We start from the raw sequence: 21603 nt of genomic DNA on the forward strand, positions 1-21603 counted from the left end.
AACGAATTAATCTCAAGCCACCCCACTGTCAAATCTGTATGTCGGACACAAAGGCTATTCAAGCATAACATGAATCAATACATAGATGGGTCACCTGACCTGTCCTTTTTACCAAGGGATTTTTGCACCGCACAAATAAATCCTTTCTAAATTTGACACTAGATCCTCAATTTTCGCGTGACTCAGGAGAGGTGAATGCGTAAGGTGCAGTCACTTGATCAAAAAGGGGGCAGCCGTGAAACAAACTCGTTCCTCGACGGCCCAAGTTTAGGGAGTTCACCACCCCGATGAGACATTCAAAGGGGTGGTACCAAGAGACGCCAATAAAGGACGAAAAATTGTCCGCTGGCACCAAGGACGAATAGAATAAAATGACGTCGGACAGCGGCGCAAAGACAAATGACATGGATCGACAATAAAAATAAGGATCCAGTCAAAGGGCAGGGAAACTCATTCAGGGCACAAGGGTAGGGCAAGGTCTCCAAGAGACCTTGCCCTTATTCTTTGTGGGGAAAAAGGGGTGATCTCGCCCCCGCACCTTGGAAGCGGCCAAGTGGCTGCCGCGCCTTATGGCGCGTAAAAGCCTGCGTGGCGTTTGAACGCAAGAAAAGCGGCGTGGGTTTCAACCCGCGCCGCTTGGCATTAGAGCATCAAGCGGAAAAGTGGGCACCGGTTTTCCGTCGTGCCCGCGAAAACGGACCACGGTACATAACAGGGGGTACTTTCCCGTCACGGGACTTTGCCCTGTCCCCCCTCTTTGGCGAGGCTGGGACCGTACGGCCCCAGACCCCGGGCTCTCATTAACAAAAGAAAAATGGGGGTTTGGGGGTATTGGCCCCCAAATGGGCTTGGGCACTCGCCCAAAAAACGAAACACTGCCGTGTACCGTGAAACAGGCATCCAGGATTGATTTCGGTGATCACACCGCCGTTGCTGGATTGACCTCCCTCATCTGTCCCCACCCTGGCTTCCCGCATGTGCGAGAATGGTCTCGTAATTCACACGTCACGCGCCACGGCCTAAAGAGGGAAAGTGGCGTCAGGGTGTTTCCCGCAAGAACCCCGCCATCACCTTTTTCATCCCAGCCTTGTCGAAATTGATTTCCAACCGTCCATCCGAGACATCCACCACGGTGCCCGCGCCAAATTTATCGTGGAAGACCCTGTCGCCAGGCATATGGGTTGCCTCATTGCGCCGCTCCGCCACAGCCCAGGGGGCTCCGCCATCATCGGGCGACCGACGCCCCCCGCTTCGGGGATCCGCCCAGAGGCCCGGCCCCCCCATGCGACCCCAGCCACCGGGGGCATTCACATAGCCTTGGGCACCGGATCCATAGACCCCGCCCGAACTTTCCCTTTCGACCACGCCAGGGGGCAATTCATCCACGAACCGACTGGGCAAACAGGACCGCCATTCATTGAACACCCGTCGACTGGCCACGAAGCTGACGAAGACCCGCTTGCGCGCCCGGGTCAATCCCACATAGGCCAAGCGCCGCTCCTCCTCCAACCCCTCTGCCCCGCCTTCGTCCAGGGCACGGCGATGGGGAAAAGTTTCCTCCTCCCACCCTGGCAAGAACACCGTATCGAACTCCAGCCCCTTTGCCGCATGCAGGGTCATCAAGGTCACTGCGTCTTCGGTGGCCCGGGCCTCGTTGTCCATGACCAGGGAGACATGCTCCAGGAATTCCTGCAGACTATCGAACTCCTCCAACGCCGACACCAGCTCCCTCAGGTTTTCGACGCGGCCTTCGGCTTCCGGCGACTTATCCTTCCGCCACATGTCCATATAGCCGCTTTCGTCGAGCACCGTTCCGCACAGCTCGCCGGGATCCATGGCGTCGGCCAGGGAGCGCCAACGGGAGATATCCTCGATAAAGGTCCGCAGAGCCTTCCGGGCCTGGGGCCGCAGGTCGTCTGTTTCGATGGCCCGGCGCGCGGCTTCCATCAGGCTAACCCGCTCCAGGCGCGAGGCCATGTTCAGAGTCTGGATGGAGGCATTTCCAAGACCCCGCCGCGGCGTGTTGATGATCCGCTCAAAGGCCAAACCGTCGTCCGGTTGGGCGATCAGCCGCAGATAGGCCACCGCATCGCGGATCTCCTGCCGTTCGTAGAAGCGCGCCCCCCCGATGATCCGATAGGGGGTCCCGGTGAGGATCAACCGCTCTTCGAACTCCCGGGTCTGGAAACCGGCGCGCACCAGGATAGCAATGCCATTCAGGGGATCTCCCGCCCGCTGACGGGCCTCGATCTCGTCAACCACGGTCCGGGCTTCTTCGTCCCCATCCCACAGGCCCTTGACCACGACGGGATCACCGGGCACCTCGGCAAAGGCCGCGCGCAACTCCTTACCCAGGCGACCGGTATTGTTCCGGATCAGACCCGAGGCGGCTTCCAGGATCACAGGCGTGGAGCGGTAATTGCTTTCCAGACGGATCACCGTCGCGCCAGGGAAGTCCTGGTCGAACTTCAGAATGTTTCCCACCTCGGCGCCGCGCCAAGAATAGATCGATTGGTCATCATCGCCCACGCAGCAAATATTGCCATGCCCACGGGCGAGAAGGCGCAGCCACAGGTACTGGGCCACATTGGTGTCCTGATATTCGTCTACGAGAATGTAGTGAAACATGCGCGAATATTCGGCCAGAACGTCAGGGTACTTTTGAAAAATGGTCAGACAGTGCAACAGGAGATCACCGAAATCGGCAACATTCAGGATTTGCAAGCGCTCCTGGTAAAGCTTATAAATTTCAAGCGCTCGCCCACCGGCGAAGGCCCGACCGACATCATCCCGGCCCACGGCATCGGGCGTCAAGCCCCGGTCCTTCCACCGCTGAATGATCCCCATGGTCGCTTGGGGCGTCCATTTCTTCACGTCCAGCCCCTCAGCATCCATAATCTGCTTCAGCAGACGATTTTGGTCATCACTGTCCAGAATCGTGAACCCGGACTTCAGCCCCACCAGTTCCCCATGGCGACGCAGCATCCGCACCCCCAGGGCATGGAAGGTGCCCAGCCAGACCTGTTCCGCCGCCGGTCCCATCATCTGTCCTGCCCGTTCGCGCATCTCGCGCGCAGCCTTATTGGTGAAGGTCACCGCTAATACATTCCAGGGGCGAACCGGACGAGTCGCCAAAATCTGGGCCAATCGCGTGGTCAGAACCCGCGTTTTTCCGGTGCCCGCGCCCGATAAAACCAAAACCGGACCCTCCGTCGTGGTGACGGCTGCCCTTTGCTCCGGATTCAAAGCGGCCAACCAAGGAGGGTCAGCCGAAATGGGGGGGTGCGGCGGCTCGTCGTCCAGTGAGAAAGGATCGTCCATGGTATCCAGGTGTGGTGTGAGGAAGAAATGTCTCCTCACAAAATAGGGCACCACCCCCACAGATGGAAGAGTGCTCGCCAATGGACTTGCACCAGCTAGCCTGATCGCTATCCTGTGTCCCCCAACTGCCACGCCAATCCCGAAGCGGGTGCGGCCAGGATTCCAGGAGCCAAAAATGGCCGCCTCAGGCGACAAGCGTCAGCATCCGGGACGGATTCTACAACGGATGTTTATGGAACCAAACCACCTGGGCGTGAATCAATTGGCCCGCGCCTTGAAGGTTCCGCCCAACAGGATCAGCGCCATCTTGAACGGCCAACGGTCCATCACGGCCGATACCGCCCTTCGCTTGGCTCGGTTTTTCGAAACCACGGCCCTTTATTGGATGAATCTCCAGGCCCGCCATGACCTGGAGGTCTCCGAACAGGTCCTGCGGGAGGAAATCGAGACCTCCATCAGCACCCTGAAGGACCACAAGACCACCCCCCTGGACGACTCCCCGTTGGAGAATGAAGCGGAAGGCTAGAGCGAAATGAGGAAAAATGGGCGCCGGTTTTCCGTCCTCATTCCGCTCCAACCATATGATGTAGATCACGATGAAATTCGGTCTGTTTGACCGAATTTCATCGTGATCTAGAGCTCCCCACCGACCGTCCTCTCACTCCTCCCTGGCCAGCTCTCCCTTCAGCCAAGTGTAAAAACTGGCGATATCCGGATCCTCTCGCCGCTCGGCGGGATACACCAGATGGCAAGCGCTATGAACGCCCTCCAGCCGCACCGGAAAGGGAATACGCAACCGCCCCATGGCCACTTGACGCGTCACCAGGGGCCGGGGAACGAGCGCGACCCCCAGGCCATCCAGGGCCGCTTCCACGGCCACCGTATCATAATCGACCACCAAACCCGGATCGGGCATGGGGCCCTCAACGCCAGCAGCCTGAAACCAATGGGACCATTGACCCGAGCGGTAGGAGACCTCCACCAGAGGCAGTCCGAGAAGGACCTCTGGACCGGAGCCACTGTCGACCAATAGGTCTGGGCGGCAAACGGGCACGATCACCTCATCGAACAGATGGTGGGCAATCAATCCGGGGAAATGACCACTGGCCGAATAGCGCAAGGCCACATCCACGTCAGTGACGCGGAGGTCAACCCAATCCGTGGACATGTCCAACCGCAGTTCGATACCCGGATGGGCCAGTTGGAAGCGCGGAATCCTTGGCATCAACCAGCCCATGGCATGGGAGGGTGCGGCACTCACCGTCAGACGCCTAAGATCGACGCGGCGCGTCAAACGAGCCGTCGCCGCTTCGATCAGGCGAAGCGCCTCCCGCACGGACGGCAGGTACCCCTCTCCAGCGGCCGTCAGGCGAACCTGACGGGTGGAGCGTTCGAACAGGGGGACGCCCAGTAACGCCTCCAACTGGCGAATCTGATGGCTTATCGCCGAAGGGGTCACGTTCAGACGATCGGCAGCCCCGCGAAACGTCCCGATGGTGGCACAGGCTTCGAAGGCGCGCAGGGCGTTGAGAGGCGGCAGGATCATGACCCCTCCATTGTGCAAAATGGCTCATCATTCTACTGAAAAAAGCGCGTTGGCCCTATCGGGCAAAGAGACCTAGTTTCTTGGAGAAATACCTCGGGACCGGCCATTGAAAGGGTCGAACAGTCCTGATGAATTCTCACCAACGACTGGAGGGTAACATGGTTTTGCCTTTGCCTTATAGACCCCACCCAAAGATCACCCCGCAAGCCCGCAAAGCCCGGGCCAAGGTGGTTCGTGCCTTCGCGCGGTGGCTTACCGGTTGGGTTCCCCCCCTCCGCTTGATAGCGTGGCCATCAAAGCCCGGTTCTGGGCGCGCAACAAATCCGCTTCACGCAGAATCCCCAGAACCCGTCGGCTATCCCGGTCATCGACCAGAATCAGGCAGTCCGCTTCATCCTCTTCGAGGACGGCCAGGGCTTGGGACAGGCTATCCCGGAGCGTCACCACCTGGGGATCGGGACTCGCCACCTCTTGAGCGGTCCCCTCTCCCTCACCTCGGGCTTCCCCCCATCGCCCCTCAAAGGTCGTCGCCGTAACCACCCCGGTTGGCCGCCCTTCCCCATCGAGGATAAAGACCCGCGACACAGGAGACAGCCGTAGGGCCTGAGCCAAGGTTTCCCAGGGGGCCTCACCGGCGACGCTGGGGCAAGGCAGGCGCGGCAGGTCTGCCAGAGGGATCCCGTCACACAGGCCTCCTCCCCCTTTGCCCTGCCCCAGGCGAATGCCCTTGCGGGCCAGCTGCCAGTGAAAGAAGGACGCATGGCCGGTCGCGCTTTGGACGATGCCCGAGGCGATCACGACTGCGACCACAACCCCGATGGTCAATTCGTAATCGCCGGTGAATTCAAAGATGATCAAGGTCGTAGAGATGGGCGCGCCAAGGACGGCCGCCGCCATGGCCCCCATGCCAATCAGGGCATAGGCCGTCTCTCCCGAAGACAGGGCCGGGAACAGGGAGGTCGCGGCGATCCCATAGGCTGATCCCATCAAGGCCCCCAGGGTTAGGGAGGGACTGAAAACCCCACCGCCAAACCCCCATCCCAAACAGACCATGGTGGCGAACATCTTGGCCACCAGCACCGTCGCCAAGACCTGGAACCCATAGGCCGCTTTCAGGGCCTGATCGGTTGTCTCATACCCAACGCCCAGGATCTCCGGCAACCACAGGGCAATCACCCCCACGGCCATACCGGCAACCAAAGGCCGGACCGGTTGCGGCAAACCTGAGCGCCCCGCCAGGGTCTGGGACAGGAAGATGCCCCGCATGAAGACCAAAGCGGCCACCCCCGCCACGACTCCGAGACCGGCGAAGGCCGGGAACTCCCAAAAGGAGGTCAACGTCATGCCCGGCAGGGAAAAAACCGACTCATGGCCAAACCAAATGCGCGAAACCACCGTACCGGCCACACTCGCCACGACAACAGGAGCAAAGGCGGACAGGGCGTAATGGCCAATGATCACTTCGTTGGCGAACAGCGCGCCGGCGATGGGGGTATTAAAACTGGCCGCCACGGCGGCAGCGGCTCCGCACCCGAGCAACGTTCGCGCCATACGCTCGCCCAAGTGCAGACGCCACGCCACCAGAGCACAGAAAGTCGCCCCTAAATGTACGGCAGGCCCTTCTCGCCCGACCGAACCACCGACGCCAATGGACAGCGCACTTCCCAGGGCCGCAAGCAGCCCCTTCCGTCCATCCATACGCCCCCCGGCGAGCGCCATATCTTCGATCACATGGGCAACACCCAGGGGTTCGCGCCCCGGCATCGCATAGCGATACAGCAAACCAATCAGAAGCCCGCCAAGGGATGGGGCCAGGACCACCACCCAGGGCGACGATTCCCGGGCCAGGCTGGCCAAATAGTCGTGGTCACCGCCATAAAGGACGCCCTGAACCAGACCAATCACCTCCCGAAACAGACAGACCCCCAAACCCACCAGGGCGCCCAAAAGCACCGCCAACCCGCCAAGAACGAGTTGGTCTTCCCGCAGCAGGGAGCGAAACCGAACAAGAAGGGAGGGATCAGGTCCGGGGGACCCTTTCCGGAAAGACTCTGTCATGGGGAAAACTGTACCCCAGCGGAGAGACGGCGAAAAGAGAGCCTGTTGCGTCGATCCGCCCTATACCTTTAGCCAACGACTTCCTGTTCGGCCATCCGCTTCAACTCCACCTCAATCTGGGAGACAACACGGTTCCGTCCCTCCCTCTTCGCCATATACAGAGCCTCATCGGCGCGCTGAATGAAATTGCTCATACCTTCCCCCAGCTGGAACTGGGACACACCGATAGACAGGGTTACCGTCCCCAAATCCTGATTGGTGCGCTTGTTGGTCACACGTTTTGAAGCCACGTGACGGCGAATAGCCTCGGCCGTGGCGATCGCATCGCGTACCCCGGTTTGGGGCAGGATGACAGAGAATTCCTCGCCGCCGTAGCGGGCCGCAATATCCTGCTCCTTGACCCCTTCCTGAATGGTTTTAGCGACCAGACGCAACACTTGATCGCCCATTTGATGACCATAGCTGTCATTGAATTTCTTGAAGAAATCGATATCGATCATCAACAGGGATAATGGTGTGTCATCCTCCCCTGCAATTCGAGTCTGTTCTCTCATCTGATTGTCGAAAACCTTGCGGTTGGCAATCCCTGTCAACCCATCGGTTAAGGCTTCTCGACGGACATTATCCAGATCTTCCCGCAGCTTATGCACTTCCTTGGAGGAAAGAGAGAGCTCCTCGGCGAGCTTATTATTGACCCTCATCATCCGTTTGGTTTCAGCCATCATGGTGGAGACCATGGCCTCCAAGGCCTTGGGATCACTGTTCACCATCTGGCCGGAGAAATCTTCCAATGTCCGGTTGTAGCGTTCTGTCCCCTTGTTGGCCGCAATGAACATATTGAGCATTTGTTCCAAGGTGGTTTCCAACTTGACCCCGGCATTTGTCACGCCTTCGGTCTCGTCGGCAGAGGTGAAAAACCGTTCAAAGATCTCCGTATTGACGTCCTCGGAGAACTCCACCTTGCTCGAAATTGCTTTTTCAAGGTGACGGCGCAAATCCGGGTAGTGGTCCGAACAATACCCGTACCAGATCGTGAAATTCCTGGGATTCGCAGGAATTCCCTGGGCAGTCATCTGCTCCATGGCCTGCCTGGCAATCTCTGACGCCTGCTCTTTTGTTTCCGCGTATTCCATCACTGCGCTACCTCGCCTGTCCCCTAGGCATCGTCATACCCCATAGCAACACGTTGGGAAACCAAAGACCTGCTCCCATTCGTGATCATACGCGACAACTCCAATTAAATTTTACTAAAACACTGAAAATTCACTCACACTGACCAACAGATCCTTCGGAACAGACCGTTTGCCCATCAATCCATGTCGCTCCCGAAAGGTCCGCGTGCAGCAGATCGGCGCCAACGAGTCTCGCTCCGGTCAAATCGGCGCCGCGAAGAGAAGCCTTATAAAACTTGGCGCGCCGCAGGTCCGTGCCCTTGAGGCTGGCGCCGTCAAGAACCGCACGGGAAAAATCCGAGGTGTTGAATTCTCCCCCATCCAGGATTGCACCGTTCATCTTGGCGCTCACGAACTTTGCCCGATAGCCCTTGGCGCCGGACAGGACCACCTTGGTAAGGGTCGCCCGAAGGAACGAGGTATCGCGCAAATGGGCACCAGAAAGGTCAGCCTTGTCAAAGCTTCGCCCATCCATGGGGCAGCGTGTCCAGTCAACGCCGGGGGCTGCCACATCCGTGCAGGCCGCCCAGGCAGAGCCTCCTGCCAGCATCACCAATCCGACAAGCCCCGCCGTCACCACACAAGTGCCACGGCGTCCGGCCCACGTCCCTCTTGCGTACAAACTCATTCCCCTTTTCATCACCCAAAGGCCCCGGCATACCGAGCCCCATCCCCCTTCGCATCCCGCGCGGGGGCTTCTATAACCGTTATATGGTAAAGACGGGGGATAAGGGAACCGACAGAAAGCGGAGGAATTGGGAAGAAAATCTGAAAAACGAGTTCCCATTGCACCGGATCGGTCAGCGGCGTAAGCTTGCAGTATAACGCTCCGGCAAGGCTGAAAGACTTGTAATGGACTGTTATCAATACCCAATAACCGCCTTGATGGCGCATATTTCCCTAGTCAGCCTACCAAGGTGGCCACGAAGAATCGAACGGTGGAAGAACCGGACCAGCGGTCCAGTCTTTCCGATCGCCGATCAAGGGAAGGAGACAGGATCATGCCTGGAACCAAAGCGCAGCAAGCCCTCGTCCAAGCCGAACGCCACGTGATCACCGGAGAGAGCCAACAAGCACGAGAGGCCTTCCGCCGGGCCCGCATGTTCTACCATCAGGCCAATGACCCAGATGGGGAGGCCATCGCCATGACCCGCCTGGGCGAAGTGGATTTGGCCGCCCATCGCCTCGAGGAGGCAGAAACCAGCCTGAGCGATGCCCTCGCCCTCTTCAGTCCGGAAGCCGATCCCAGCGACCGGGCGCTCGCCCTGCATTTGATGGGAGAACTGAAACGGCTGGAAGGGGACACCGGGGGCCGGGACCGGCATTGGGAACAGGCTCGCCTGTTGTATCAAGACGAAGGCAACGCCATCGGCGAGGCCCGGGTCCTCCGGGCCCAAGCGCGCGTCGCCCGGGAAAGCAAACAGGAGGACCGGGCCCTGGACCTTTACGCAAGAGCCCTGCGGATCCACGCCGTGAACGGTCACACCTTCCACAAGGCCATGATTCTGCGGGAAATCGGCCAATACCACCGCGGCCGAGGACGCGTCGACCTGGCCCACGAAGCCCTGGAGCAGGCAGCGGATCTGTTCAAGATCAACGGTGACCGCCTGGACGAAGCCTGGAGCCGCCTCGATATGGCCCGTATGCTGCGCGATTTGGGAGATCTGGAAACCAGCCGACGGAGCCTGACGAATTGTGTTCGCCTGTTTGCCTACGCCGGTGACCTGGGGGGAGAGGCCGAAACCCTGCTGGATCTGGCCCGTATGGACGCCAAGAGTGCGCCCAAGGCCGCAGAACGGATGCTGCGCCAATCGGCGGATTTGGCCCGCCGGGCCGGACTTGCTGACCTGTCAACCCAGGCGGAAGAGGAAGCCTCCAAGCTGACGGCAGCCTGACGGCAGCCTGGTGGTCGGGGCCCCCGACCCAGGGCTCCCCTTCACAAGGAAAGGTGGCATCCCCTATGACCCACCATCGAAACACCCCCTCCGAGCCAGGCGTCCCCGCCGTCTTCGCTACCCTGGTCACCGACAATGAAGAGTGGTTGGTGCACCGAATCCTCTTCTACGCCCGGGAGTTGGGATACAGCCAATATGCCTCCGCCCAGATGGAGGCATGGCGGGCGTCGATATGCGGTCTTTCCGGTCCCTTGGTGGCTGCCATACGGCGCGGCGATCCCATCGCCTATCCCACCGTGGACGAGGCCCCCGAGGCCAGTCCCGTGGCAGCCTTCGGCGTGGCTGAGGCCCGCCTGCACCGGACGCGCGGCGTGTCCCTGCCCCTCTTCCTTGGCTTGATGAAGCACTACAGGCGCTCCTACCACGGTTTGGTGGACGAATGCGGCGGCCCAAGGAATAATGCCCCAAACGGGTCTGGGCCTCTGCTCTCATTGGAGGAGGCCTTGGCCTGCCATGCCTATATCGACCGCTTTTTCGACCGGGTCGAGCTGGCCTTTTGCTCGGAATGGACAAGCCAGGACCACTCCCATCAACTGGAAGAGTTGCGCGACCGAAATCGACGTTTGACCAGTGAGAAGAATAAATTCCTCACTATGGTTGAAAGCAGCCCCCTTCCGGTTCTGTTCATCACCGCAGACGGCGTGGTCGATCACCGCAATGGCGCGGCCCGTCGCAGCTTTGGCAACCCACCGAAGGACAGATGGCCCCACCCTGAGGACATTGCCCTGCTCACCGCGCCGGACCACCCGCGCAAAACAGACCAGATCCTGCCCACGGTCCGGGGGGATCGGCATTTCGTGGTCCGCACCCTGGCCATGGCCGACCTGTCCGACCAATTCTCAGGCACCTTGATCATCTGCGACGATGTCACCTTGGAAAAGGATGTGGAACGGCGCCTGCGGGACAGCGAACACACCCTACGATCCATGACCGACGCAGCCATGGATGGCATCATCATGATTGATGGCCAAGGGCAGATCCGCTTCTGGAATCGCGCCGCCCAAACCATCTTCGGCTACGAGGAAAAGGAGGTCCTGGGCGCAAGGGTCGACGACTTGCTCGCCGCACCCGACACCAAAGCCCAGGCGAATGGCAGCCTCCTGGTTTTCCTTAAAGATGGCAAGACCCCCGTCCCAGACCGCGCCATGGAGATGGAAGCCCGCCACAAGGACGGGCGCCGGATTCCCATCGAATTGTCCGTCGGCCCGGTCGACCTGGAAGGACACCACCATGCGGTCGGAGTGGTCCGGGACATCACGGAAAAGAAAGAAGCCCAAATCCGCCTGACCCAGGCCCAAAAAGCCGAAGCCCTGGGCAATTTGGCAGGCGGCATCGCCCATGACTTCAACAATATGCTGCTGCCCATCATCGGCTTGACCGAACTGACCAGAGAGGACCTGCCCGAGGACCACCCAGGACGGACGCGACTGGGATTCGTACTGGAAGCCGCCCATCGGGCGGCGGATCTGGTGAAACGCATCCTGGCTTTCAGTCGCAAGGACACACCGGAAAAACGCCCTGTTCTGTTTGGGGATGTTCTGGCACGGGCGGAAGAACTGCTGCGCTCCACCCTGCCCAGCACCATCCACCTGGTCACCGCCTACGACTGCCTTGGGGGACAGATCCTCGCCGACCCTGCCCAATTGCAGGCGGTCATCATGAACCTCGCCTCCAATGCCCGGGACGCCATGGCGGGGCGCCCAGGCACCCTGACCCTATCGCTCTCCGAGCAATCCCCCCCTGAGGGCGCCCCGAAGGGGAAGGGGGCCAGTGCGACGGAGACCGCACGCCCTTGGTTCCGATTGCGGGTGGTGGACACCGGTCATGGCATGGATGCGGCCACCCTTGTTCGGGTCTTCGACCCCTTTTTCACCACCAAGGACGTGGGCCTGGGAACAGGGCTCGGCCTCTCCATGGTTCAGGGTGTGGTCGCTGCCCATGGCGGGGTGGTCCGGGCAACCAGCGCTCCGGGAGAGGGGGCCACCTTCGACGTTTACCTGCCTCGACTTGTTGACAATCCCCCCTCATACGAACAGGCCGGAAAAGGAGCGCCAATATGAGTCTGGGCGAATCAATGGAGCTGATCCTGGAACGCTTGGGTCACGCCCTCTTCGGCAGTGGACGGTCAACCGAAGAGAAAGCCCCCCTGTATAAACCACCCCCGAAGCCCAGTTCCTATGTCCGCTTGGAGGATACCCGGGACACCTTGGTGCGAACCATGCTGCGCTCTCATGAGCCCGTGGCCGCCAGGGTACAGTTCCTTTGCCTGGACAAGATCAAGGTCGAGCTGGGGACCCACTGGCCGGAAAGCTGGAAACGCCTGTCCGCAGTGGCTGAAAAGATCATCGAAGGATATCTGGGACCCGAAGACTTTTTCACGCCCTACAAGGACGAGGGCTATTTGGTGTTCTTCGCCAACCTGCCCGAGGAGGCCGCCCGCCTGAAGAACGCAGTGATTGGCCGGGCCATCGCCCAACATCTGGTCGGGGCCGATCTGGCGGACAGATTCATCGACGGCAAAGCCGTGCGGAAGGTCACCGGGGACAGCATCCTGCTGACCGACAATCCCTCCATCGAGACCATGGGGGAATGGATCGCCATGGGCCGTCCCACCGACGAAGGCCCCCCCGGGACCACCCGGGACAGGGATCCCGGCTGGCATCAGCCGGAGACACCGGAAGCCCTTCTCGACGCCTTGGCTGAGCGCACCTCCTTCTTCTACCTTCCCCTATGGAACGTGGCCCGAAACATTCTGTCGAACCATCTTCTCATGCCCGCCCGGGCGGGAAACGGCCCCACAGAGGTCCTGATGGGTATCAACGTCCTCCCCAACCGTGCCGATACCGCCCAAGTGGCCGCCCTGGACATCCTCTGCCTGCGCCGGGCGATCGCCGACATGAAGGCGATGACGGAAGACGGCACCCACTCCCTGGTGACGGTCCCGGTTCACCACAACACCCTGGCCGAAGGAACCCTACGCAAACGATGGCTCGCCGAATGCCGCCAAATACCGGACCAGAACCGACGATACTTAATCTTCGAGTTCCTGGGACTTCCCCCCGGCGTATCGGGCACGATGCTCCTGGATATGGGGACCTGGGTCAGCCCCTATTGCCGGGCCACTCTTCTGCGTCACCCCCCCAGCCATGGCCCCGCGCCCGACCTCCACTTCTCCGCAATCCACGCCTTGGGCGTCACCCACGCCCTTCTGATGGAACCCGAAGGGCCGGACGCGGAAACCCAACGCCTGGACGCCTTCGTCGAACAGGCCGAAAAAAGCGGCATGAAAAGCTATGTGATCGGCTGCCCCTCGGTCAGCTCGGTCACCTTGGCCGTCGCAGCCGGGTTCACATACATCAGCGGCGATCCCGTCTTCGAACCCATCGCTGGCCCCAAGGACGCCCGGGGCTTCACCCTGCGAGACCTCTACAGGAGCGCGGAGAAACAAGGGCGCGAGGAGGTTTTCCAATGATCGAGTTGCACTTCCCCTGGACTTCCGATTACGAGATCGGCGACGATCACATCGACAGCCAACACCACCGGTTGATCGATTTGGCCAACCTGCTGTTGGAAGCCTCCCACCGGCATCAGGAGGAGGCCGTCGTACATCAGGCACTGGAAGCCCTGAAGGCCTATGCTGCGGAGCATTTCGCCGAGGAGGAGGCCTTCTTCCGGAAGATCCACAGCCCCCTTCTATCGGAGCATATCGCCCAGCATCGGGCCTTAACCCAGGAGATTGAGGCCTTCCGCCTGGACGACACCTTGGGCTTCATCGCCCTGGGCGAAACCGTGGCGATTTGGGTCCGTGACCGCCTTGTTCCCCATATGATCGTCGACGATCAGAAAGCCCTGATGGCGGGCCGGACGTAACTTCGCCTGCACTGCCGACACTCATTCTCCCACCCGGATCTCCCGCAGGGCCGCCTGGAACAGACTCCAGTGCTCCGGATCACAGAAAGCGGGCAAGGCGGTCTTGGCCTTTACGGCACGGATCAAGGCAACGTTTTCGGGCAGGGTCGGATGGACGTTCCAACGCATCCAGGCCGCGCGCTCCGCTTCCACCAGGGCCAGTGCGGCCGTATGGCTGGGGATATGCCCGGTGAAGATCACCGGCGCCCCACATCCCGTCCACCGGGCCGCCAGTTTCAAGGAGAGGGAGGTTTCCAATGTGGCACCCGCAACCAGAGTCACCCGGTCCGGCTGATCCACCTCCGGAGCCTCCCGGGCCAAGCGGGCCAAGGTCGACGCGGCTTCGGGCCGGATAACGCCTGCGCCAAGGGCTTCCTCTCCGGCCGCGAGGCGATGGGCCATAGCCCGCAAATCCGGACCGAGGGCGGGCAAAGGCAACCCCCGCGCCATCATCTCCAGGGCGATCTCCAATCCGCGACCGGCAACTGGCACCGGTAGAAGCACGGGCTGCCGGGCAAGCACATTCATCAAGGCCTGAACCCGCGTCCCCTGGGGCACGCTCTCCACGCCGTAGGAGGCATCGACGATCACGCGCTCTGCCTCCGGCGGTGTGTCCCAGGGGTAAAGGGCCGAATGGCTCACATGGTCTCCCATGTAGAGAACGGTCCTCTCCCCATCGCTCAAATGGATCCAGACCCCACCCGGCGCATGGCCGGCGCGGCCGGTCGTCACCAAAACCCCCAGCAGGTCCATCTGACCGGCCAAGGATAGCGGGTGGCAGGACACACCGAACCGCTCTGCCACCACCGCCGCAATCGGCTCGGTGGCAAAGACAGGCGGCCTGCCGAGCCTGTCCAGCAGATCCAGACCACCCAGGTGATCCGTATGCTGGTGGCTGAGCAGCACCGCATCCACCGGACCATCCAGTCTCGATAAATCGGGCCGGGCGGGTGCCGTCCCCGCCCCGGCTCCGAGATCCAGAAGAAACCTCCGCCCGGCCAATTGAACCAGAAAGCAGGCCGGATATTTGCGGCCCACACCGCAAACGGCCGTCAGAACCGGCGGGTCGGACTCTTGAGTCATCGGCATCACCATTATCTCATTGTCCCTCTTCCAGGGCGTCGCGAAGAGAACCATAGCGAGCCAGCCCCTGAAGGGATTCCCCCCGGTCCACCGTGGGCAGGGTCAGCAGCAAAGCATTACAAAGTGCCATCGGTATGGTCATCGATTGGGATTCCCCCGGCGTCCCCCGGGGTGCCGCCAGCAGCACGTCAGGCAGAGGCCGCAGCAGAGGCCCCACCATGTCCGTCACCGCCACTGCCCTGACACCCGCCTGCCCCGCTTCCGTCAGAATCCGGGGCAACATGCGCGGCAGCATACGAGAGGCGAAAACAAGCAACGTATCGCCGCCGCCCAAGGTGGTCAGAACCGCCGCAGCCTGGCGGGGTTGCGCATCCACTGGCAGGACAATTCGCCCGGCCCGGCGTAGCCGCTCCACCATAAAATCCCGCAGCAAGACCGATGACCCCTCCGCAAAGACCGCAATCCTTCGGGCAGAGGCCAGAAGTTCCGCTGCCCGGGCTATATCCTCCTGATTCACATGGTCGAGCAGCCCCTGCAGCATCGCCCGCTCCCGCTCCACCACCGATGCCAGGATCCCATCGGAGGTGACCGAGCCGATGCGCCGTTCCACCAGGGTACGGGGGGGGTCGCCCAGCATCAGATCCTCCCGCAGGGAGGCCCTCAAATCCGGATATCCCTCGAACCCCAGCTTCTTCGCCAAGCGCACCAAAGAGGCTGCGTGGACCCCTGTCCGCGTGGCCAGCTCCGTTGCCGAAGACAGGGCGGCCTCCGTCGGATTGGCCAGCAAGGCATCGAGCAAACGCCGATCCGTGGGCGTCAAACGGCCCTTATGCTCCTGGACGATACGTTGCAGGGACATCTGGTCTTCCTGTTCCATGGATTGCGCTTTGATCTGGAATCATATGGTTAGAGCATCGAGTGGTATGATCCCTTTGGGTTCCCTCCGCCAAAGCGCGTTTTTATTATACAATACTAGTTTAAAGCTTGGTTGCAGTTCTATGAATTTTTGCAAGATCCGTTGCAAGATTTTCCGGACAAATCTAGGGTCCCTCCAACCTTCCGGAGCGAATCGACCTCTGGAAATTTCGATTTCACCAGTCGCTTTTGGATCACGGGAGAAGCCAACCCATGCGATGGAATGCCTTTCGCGCTGCGGTCACCGCCCTGGCGTTGACCGCCCTGACACCCGCTGCCCTGACATCGGCCGCCCAGGCCGCAGAGGAGGACAAGCTGGTCCTCTACACCTCCCAGCCCTCCGGGCAGATGGAGGACGTGCTGGCCCTGTTCAAGGAGAAGCACCCCGAGATCGAAGTGGAGATGTTCCGCAGTGGCACCACAGAGGTGCTGAACAAGCTCCAGGCCGAGGTGGCCGCCGGTGCCCCCCAGGCGGACGTTCTGCTGATCGCCGACAGCGTGGCGATGACCGCCCTGAAGAACCAGGGGCTGCTCCAGCCCTATAAGGGCGCCGACGTCTCCCTGCTACCCGAAGGGCAATACGACGCTGAAAAGTATTTTTTCGGCACCAAGCTGATCACCACCGGCATCATCTACAACACCGCTGCGGGCGTTCCCAAGCCAGAGTCCTGGATGGATCTGCTGGCACCGGAAGCCAAGGACCAGGTGATCATGCCAAGCCCGCTTTACTCGGGCGCCGCCGTCATCCACGTTGGCACCATGGTCAACGATCCGCAATTCGGTTGGGACTACTTCGAGAAGTTGGCGGCGAATGGTGCCGTGGCCGGCAAGGGCAATGGTTCCGTGCGTGACGCCGTGGCCCGGGGCGAGAAGGCCTATGGGGTGATCATCGAATACATGGCCTTCGACCAAAAGGCCAAGGGGTCGCCGGTCGACTTCGTCTTCCCCAAGGAAGGCGTGACCGCCATCAACCAGCCGGTCGCCATCCTCAAGACCGCCAAGAACGTGAAAGCCGCCCAAGCCTTCATCGACTTCCAGTTGTCCAAGGACGCCGCCGAGCAATCGGTGAAGCAGGCTTACTTCCCGATCATGAAGGGCGTCACCCCGCCTGCGGGCTATCCGTCCATGGATGACCTGAAGATCATCGAAGCGGATTCCAGAACCCTGTTGGACAGCACCGATGACACCAAAAAGCGGTTCGCCGAAATCTATGGCGGCTAACCGATCCCCTTCACGCGGTCCGGCCGGGAGTGGAAACACGCCCGGCCGCTTTCCGTTAGGCTGGCGGCCCTTTGGCCGCTCGGGCTGGCAGCCCTTTGGCCGCTCGGGCGGCGCTCTGGACGGTCAGCGGATCCTGCTCGCGGTCATCGCGGTCTACGTGGTGGGTCTCTGCGCCCTGCCCTTGCTGCGCCTGTTCACAGAGGGCACGGGCGGTGACCTTTGGACGGCCCTTTCGGATCCGGCGACCCTGGCGGCGACCCGGCGCACCGTCGTTGCGGGACTGGGAGCCACGGCCCTATCCGTGGTCCTGGGAGGATCGATGGCCCTGCTGGTCGCCCTGACCAATCCACGCCTCAAAACCCTGTTGGTCTTCCTACTCCTCCTCCCCATGCTGATTCCGGCCCAAATTTCCGCCCTGGCCTGGCTGGAGTTAACCGGCCCGTCGAGCACCATCCTCGGCCCCCTCGGCCTCGCGCCGCCACCGGGCACCCGCAATTGGCTCTATTCGCGGGAGGGGATCATCCTGTTGATGGGCATCGAGCATTCGACCATGGTGTTTCTGGCCGTCCGCGCAGGACTGCGCGCCCTGCCCGGCGATCTGGTGGAGGCCGCCCGGGCCGCAGGCGCCGGTCCTTTCACCATCCTCTGGCATATCATTCTGCCCCTGCTCCGCCCCTCTCTGGTGGCCGGGGCGGCGCTGGCCTTCGTCGCGGCCATTGGTAATTTCGGCATTCCGGCCCTGCTTGGCATTCCCGGGCGCTACACCCTGCTCACCGCCCTGGTCTACCAACGCCTTTCGGGCTTCGGGCCCTCCGTCCTGGGCGAGGTCGCCGCGCTCTCCCTGATCCTGGCGGCCCTGGCGGGCGTTGGGTTGTTGCTCCAGGCCATTGCCAAGGGCAAGGGACGGGTGGCCATCGCCTCGGATGGAACGACGATCGCTCCCTATGAGTTGGGCCGGTGGCGGCTGGCCGTCGAAGCCCTGGTCTGGGTGGTGCTGATGGTGATCTCCGTCATCCCCCTGTTCGCCTTAATCGGCGCCTCCTTGATCCCAGCCCTCGGGGTGCCCTTGACGTTTTCCAACGCCAGTTTGACCAACTATGCCACCGCCCTGGGAACGGGAGCCGTGCGCCGCTCCTTCCTGAACAGCGCCTGGTTGGCGGGGGCTGCGGCCCTGGTGACGCCCCTGGTGGCGGTCCCCCTGGCCTACGCGGTGGTCATCCGCCAGTCCCGCGTCGCGCGGATCCTCGATACGCTAGCCGACATCCCCTTCGCCCTGCCCGGTATTGTTGTGTCCATTGCCTGCATTCTCACCTTCCTGCCACCCCTGCCGGGCCTGGGGGTGAGTTTATACGGCACGGCCTGGATCATCCTGTTCGCCTATTTGGCGCGCTTCCTGGCGCTCGGTCTGCGCCCTGCCGTGGCGGGCATGGCCAACATCGATCCGGCGTTGGAGGAAGCGGGCCGCATCGCTGGCGTCGGCCCTCTCCGCCGGTTGACGCGCATCATCCTGCCCATGGCGGCGCCCACGGCGGCGGCGGGCTCGCTGTTGATCTTCATGAGCGCCTATAATGAACTGACGGTCTCGGCCCTGCTGTGGAGCACGGGACATGAGACTATCGGCGTGATGATCTTCAACCTCTATGACGAGGGGGAGGCGACGGCGGCCTCGGCAGCTTCGGTGCTGTCGGTCCTGGCGACCCTCGCCGCAGCGGGTGCGGCGTCGCTCTTAGCCCGTCGCCTTCCCAAAGGAGTTCTCCCATGGCAAGCGTAACAATCGACCGGGCGACCAAACGCTTTGGCGAGACCCTGGCCCTGGACGGTGTCACCCTCTCGGCCCAGAGCGGAGAATTCCTGGCCCTGCTCGGTCCCTCGGGCTGTGGCAAGACCACCCTGCTCCGCCTGATCGCCGGGTTCGAGGCCCTGACAGACGGGGAAATTCGCGTTGATGGAGACCTCCTGTCCTCGGCCCACCACCATGTCCCCACAGAGAAGCGACGCATCGGCATGGTCTTCCAGTCCTATGCCCTCTGGCCCCATATGAGCGTCTGGGACAACGTGGCCTTTGCCCTGAAGGTCCGCCGCCTGACGCCCGCGGCCCTCACGGCCCGGGTCGCCGAGGCCCTGGAGATGGTCGGCCTGGGGGGCCTGGGCGCGCGCCGTCCCGCAGCGCTTTCCGGCGGCCAACGCCAACGCGTCGCCCTGGCCCGGTGCCTCGCCATGGATCCCCGGCTGGTCCTGCTGGATGAGCCCTTGGCCAATCTGGATGCCCATTTGCGGGAATCCATGCGCGCCGAGTTCCAGGATTTCCACAAGCGCTCTGGTGCCACCATGATCCATGTCACCCACGACCAGGCGGAGGCCCTGACCCTGGCCGACCGGGTGGCGGTGATGATGGGCGGCAGGCTGCGGCAAATCGCCACCCCAACGGGGCTATACCGCTGCCCGGCGGACGAGGACGTGGCCCGCTTCATCGGCCGAGGCTCGGTCCTGCCCGTCGAGGTGCGGGAGGTGGCGCCTTGCGGAACCTGTCAGGCGACCCTTGCGGGCCGACCCATCCGCGTGCGGCGGGATCCCACAAGGGCCACAACCGGACCAGGCCGACTCTGCCTCCGAGCCGAGGATCTGCAGATAGACAGCGGAACGGAGAGCCTGCCCGCCCGCGTAACGGGCGTCCGCTTCCAGGGGGACCGGCGGGAGGTCGATCTGATCCTCGAGGCCTTCCCCGACGAACCCCTGCGCGCCTGGACCGCCTGGGACCACGCCTTGGAACCGGGTGGAGCGATTGGCGCAAAAGTGGTGGACGGCTGGGTTTTCGGGTAACGGGCAGCCTCGCACGGCCCAATCCGAGACACCATAAGTCAATGTTATTATTTGACATTTATCCAATTATCAAACTAAGATAAGTCAACTTCTCTTAGTTTTCACGGGTCTGCCATGCTTGAAATCGAGGAAAAGGACGTCCTTCGCAGCTTGAGGCGGGACAACCCCTGGTGGGACGCGCGTGACAGAACATCGATATCGGCAAGATATCGTCATCGGCGCGCCTACTACGACGGCTTCAAGACGCTTGCGTTCAATTGGGAAATCCACCGATCCATCATTTTGATGGGACCGCGACGGGTCGGAAAGACCGTCATGCTCCATCAACTGATCGACGAGGCTTTGACGGATGGATTTCCACCAAAGGGGATCCTGTTCGCATCCATCGACACCCCTCTGTATAGCGGCCTCCCCCTGCAACGGCTTGTGGACCTATTCGAGGACCAATCCGACCTGGAATCAGACGGACGACGCTTGGTGATCTTCGATGAAGTTCAATATCTAAAGGATTGGGAAGTCCATCTGAAAGTCCTGACGGACCAATATCCGAACACCCGCTTCATCGCCTCCGGATCGGCCGCCGCGGCCTTGCGCCTGAAAAGCAATGAGTCCGGAGCCGGGCGTTTCACCGACTATTTTCTCCCTCCGTTGACCTTCGCCGAGTTTCTCGACTTTTCGGACCTTGAAGAGGATCTCATTGAGGAGCCGGACGAAGGAAGGAAATACGGCACCAAGGATATCAATGCGCTGAATTCCGCCTTCATCGACTATCTGAACTATGGGGGATATCCGGAAGCAGTCGTCTCTCCCGCTGTTCGCGCCGATGCGCAGCGGTTCCTGGGTCGGGATATCATCGACAAGGTCCTGTTGCGCGACCTGCCCAGCCTCTACGGTATCCAGAATATTCAGGAACTCAACCGTCTGTTCACGACCATCGCCTACCACACGGGACAGGAAATCAGCCTGGAAAAGCTGGCCTCCAGTTCAGGCGTGGCCAAACCGACGATCACCCGATACATGGAGTATCTAGAAGCGGCCTTCCTCATCATCCGAGTGAAGCGGGTCGACAGTGCGGGACAACAGTTCAAACGCATGGTGAATTTCAAAGTCTATCTCGCCAATCCATCAATGCGCGCCGCGCTCTTTGCTCCCGTCGATGCCGATGATCCCGCCATGGGAACCTTGGTCGAAACAGCTTACTTCAGCCAATGGCTTCATTCTCCCGACTTACCGCATTTGTACTACGCCCGCTGGAAGGAGGGGCGGACCGATATGGAAGTCGATCTCGTCTATGTGAGGGAGCAACACCCTCCGGACTGGGCCATGGAACTCAAGTGGTCCGACCGTTACGTTAACAATCCCAATAATCTCAAGGGCTTGATTTCCTTCGCGCAGAGAAACCCCAGTCCTGTATTTGAGGCAGGAGCGTCCTCTCGAACACAGTTTCAAGAAACCGAGGTGTCCGGAGTCCACATCAGCCATCAGCCAGTCGCCGTGTTATGTTATGCGGTGGGCAAGAATTCAACAAAACAAAACGCGGGATCCGGAGCTCACTTAGCCTTCCGGCGAGGATGATGGGACAACGCCTTGGAACCAGGCGCGA

At 61.3% G+C, this 21603-nt stretch carries 16 protein-coding genes; 9 read left to right on the top strand and 7 right to left on the bottom strand.

Features of this window, described 5'->3' with window-relative positions; genetic code table 11:
- Positions 1–1038: 1038 nt before the first annotated feature.
- Positions 1039–3321, bottom strand: a complete 2283-nt coding sequence (locus ACLIRY_RS04180) for an ATP-dependent helicase (RefSeq protein WP_413204080.1) — start codon at positions 3319–3321, stop codon at positions 1039–1041.
- A gap of 175 nt (positions 3322–3496) precedes the next feature.
- On the opposite strand from ACLIRY_RS04180, the gene ACLIRY_RS04185 reads away from it, so the two are divergent.
- Positions 3497–3847, top strand: a complete 351-nt coding sequence (locus ACLIRY_RS04185; protein ID WP_413204081.1) for a HigA family addiction module antitoxin — start codon at positions 3497–3499, stop codon at positions 3845–3847.
- A 132-nt stretch (positions 3848–3979) separates the two neighbouring features.
- On the opposite strand, the gene ACLIRY_RS04190 is transcribed toward ACLIRY_RS04185, so the two are convergent.
- The 4 genes from ACLIRY_RS04190 to ACLIRY_RS04205 form a co-directional block, all read right to left on the bottom strand.
- Positions 3980–4867, bottom strand: a complete 888-nt coding sequence (locus tag ACLIRY_RS04190; RefSeq protein WP_413204082.1) for a LysR substrate-binding domain-containing protein — start codon at positions 4865–4867, stop codon at positions 3980–3982.
- A 252-nt stretch (positions 4868–5119) separates the two neighbouring features.
- Positions 5120–6925 (bottom strand): chloride channel protein, encoded by a 1806-nt coding sequence (locus ACLIRY_RS04195; RefSeq protein WP_413204083.1) that lies wholly within the window; start codon positions 6923–6925, stop codon positions 5120–5122.
- 68 nt (positions 6926–6993) lie between these two features.
- On the bottom strand, positions 6994–8058 hold the full coding sequence (locus ACLIRY_RS04200; RefSeq protein WP_413204084.1) for a GGDEF domain-containing protein: 1065 nt from the start codon (positions 8056–8058) through the stop codon (positions 6994–6996).
- A gap of 130 nt (positions 8059–8188) precedes the next feature.
- Positions 8189–8725: a pentapeptide repeat-containing protein gene (locus ACLIRY_RS04205; protein ID WP_413204085.1), complete on the bottom strand. Its 537-nt coding sequence runs from the start codon at positions 8723–8725 to the stop codon at positions 8189–8191.
- A gap of 373 nt (positions 8726–9098) precedes the next feature.
- Between ACLIRY_RS04205 and ACLIRY_RS04210 the strand changes: the two genes are divergently transcribed.
- From ACLIRY_RS04210 to ACLIRY_RS04225, 4 genes are all read left to right on the top strand, one after another.
- Positions 9099–9992: a tetratricopeptide repeat protein gene (locus ACLIRY_RS04210; protein ID WP_413204086.1), complete on the top strand. Its 894-nt coding sequence runs from the start codon at positions 9099–9101 to the stop codon at positions 9990–9992.
- Between the two features lie 65 nt (positions 9993–10057).
- On the top strand, positions 10058–12112 hold the full coding sequence (locus ACLIRY_RS04215) for a PAS domain S-box protein (RefSeq protein WP_413204087.1): 2055 nt from the start codon (positions 10058–10060) through the stop codon (positions 12110–12112).
- Entirely contained in the window at positions 12109–13524 is a 1416-nt protein-coding gene (locus ACLIRY_RS04220) for a hypothetical protein (protein WP_413204088.1), read from the top strand. Before ACLIRY_RS04215 ends, ACLIRY_RS04220 begins: the two co-directional genes overlap by 4 nt.
- A complete protein-coding gene (locus tag ACLIRY_RS04225; protein ID WP_413204089.1) occupies positions 13521–13922 on the top strand; it encodes a bacteriohemerythrin in 402 nt (133 codons plus the stop codon). Before ACLIRY_RS04220 ends, ACLIRY_RS04225 begins: the two co-directional genes overlap by 4 nt.
- 21 nt (positions 13923–13943) lie before the next feature.
- Here ACLIRY_RS04225 and ACLIRY_RS04230 read toward each other — a convergent pair whose 3' ends face one another.
- Both ACLIRY_RS04230 and ACLIRY_RS04235 read right to left on the bottom strand, forming a co-directional pair.
- Complete coding sequence (locus ACLIRY_RS04230; protein WP_413204090.1) at positions 13944–15050, bottom strand: MBL fold metallo-hydrolase; 1107 nt, start codon at positions 15048–15050, stop codon at positions 13944–13946.
- A 10-nt stretch (positions 15051–15060) separates the two neighbouring features.
- Entirely contained in the window at positions 15061–15921 is an 861-nt protein-coding gene (locus tag ACLIRY_RS04235; protein ID WP_413204091.1) for a MurR/RpiR family transcriptional regulator, read from the bottom strand.
- 251 nt (positions 15922–16172) lie between these two features.
- Between ACLIRY_RS04235 and ACLIRY_RS04240 the strand changes: the two genes are divergently transcribed.
- From ACLIRY_RS04240 to ACLIRY_RS04255, 4 genes are all read left to right on the top strand, one after another.
- Complete coding sequence (locus ACLIRY_RS04240; RefSeq protein ID WP_413204092.1) at positions 16173–17180, top strand: ABC transporter substrate-binding protein; 1008 nt, start codon at positions 16173–16175, stop codon at positions 17178–17180.
- Complete coding sequence (locus tag ACLIRY_RS04245; protein WP_413204093.1) at positions 17170–18951, top strand: ABC transporter permease; 1782 nt, start codon at positions 17170–17172, stop codon at positions 18949–18951. The genes ACLIRY_RS04240 and ACLIRY_RS04245 overlap by 11 nt, the downstream gene beginning before the upstream one ends.
- Positions 18939–20000 (top strand): ABC transporter ATP-binding protein, encoded by a 1062-nt coding sequence (locus ACLIRY_RS04250; protein WP_413204094.1) that lies wholly within the window; start codon positions 18939–18941, stop codon positions 19998–20000. Before ACLIRY_RS04245 ends, ACLIRY_RS04250 begins: the two co-directional genes overlap by 13 nt.
- Before the next feature lie 114 nt (positions 20001–20114).
- Positions 20115–21575 carry an ATP-binding protein gene (locus ACLIRY_RS04255; RefSeq protein ID WP_413204095.1) on the top strand — a complete coding sequence of 487 codons (1461 nt, stop codon included), beginning with the start codon at positions 20115–20117 and terminating at the stop codon, positions 21573–21575.
- Positions 21576–21603 lie beyond the last annotated feature (28 nt).

Source organism: Rhodospirillum sp. A1_3_36 (genome assembly GCF_047263945.1).
In the GTDB taxonomy this organism is placed as follows: domain Bacteria; phylum Pseudomonadota; class Alphaproteobacteria; order Rhodospirillales; family Rhodospirillaceae; genus Rhodospirillum.

Coding starts and splice junctions, on each gene's coding strand:
- ACLIRY_RS04180 (WP_413204080.1), bottom strand. CDS start 3,321: ATGGACGATCCTTTCTCACTGGACGACGAGCCGCCGCACCCCCCCATT.
- ACLIRY_RS04185 (WP_413204081.1), top strand. CDS start 3,497: ATGGCCGCCTCAGGCGACAAGCGTCAGCATCCGGGACGGATTCTACAA.
- ACLIRY_RS04190 (WP_413204082.1), bottom strand. CDS start 4,867: ATGATCCTGCCGCCTCTCAACGCCCTGCGCGCCTTCGAAGCCTGTGCC.
- ACLIRY_RS04195 (WP_413204083.1), bottom strand. CDS start 6,925: ATGACAGAGTCTTTCCGGAAAGGGTCCCCCGGACCTGATCCCTCCCTT.
- ACLIRY_RS04200 (WP_413204084.1), bottom strand. CDS start 8,058: ATGGAATACGCGGAAACAAAAGAGCAGGCGTCAGAGATTGCCAGGCAG.
- ACLIRY_RS04205 (WP_413204085.1), bottom strand. CDS start 8,725: ATGAGTTTGTACGCAAGAGGGACGTGGGCCGGACGCCGTGGCACTTGT.
- ACLIRY_RS04210 (WP_413204086.1), top strand. CDS start 9,099: ATGCCTGGAACCAAAGCGCAGCAAGCCCTCGTCCAAGCCGAACGCCAC.
- ACLIRY_RS04215 (WP_413204087.1), top strand. CDS start 10,058: ATGACCCACCATCGAAACACCCCCTCCGAGCCAGGCGTCCCCGCCGTC.
- ACLIRY_RS04220 (WP_413204088.1), top strand. CDS start 12,109: ATGAGTCTGGGCGAATCAATGGAGCTGATCCTGGAACGCTTGGGTCAC.
- ACLIRY_RS04225 (WP_413204089.1), top strand. CDS start 13,521: ATGATCGAGTTGCACTTCCCCTGGACTTCCGATTACGAGATCGGCGAC.
- ACLIRY_RS04230 (WP_413204090.1), bottom strand. CDS start 15,050: ATGCCGATGACTCAAGAGTCCGACCCGCCGGTTCTGACGGCCGTTTGC.
- ACLIRY_RS04235 (WP_413204091.1), bottom strand. CDS start 15,921: ATGGAACAGGAAGACCAGATGTCCCTGCAACGTATCGTCCAGGAGCAT.
- ACLIRY_RS04240 (WP_413204092.1), top strand. CDS start 16,173: ATGCGATGGAATGCCTTTCGCGCTGCGGTCACCGCCCTGGCGTTGACC.
- ACLIRY_RS04245 (WP_413204093.1), top strand. CDS start 17,170: ATGGCGGCTAACCGATCCCCTTCACGCGGTCCGGCCGGGAGTGGAAAC.
- ACLIRY_RS04250 (WP_413204094.1), top strand. CDS start 18,939: ATGGCAAGCGTAACAATCGACCGGGCGACCAAACGCTTTGGCGAGACC.
- ACLIRY_RS04255 (WP_413204095.1), top strand. CDS start 20,115: ATGCTTGAAATCGAGGAAAAGGACGTCCTTCGCAGCTTGAGGCGGGAC.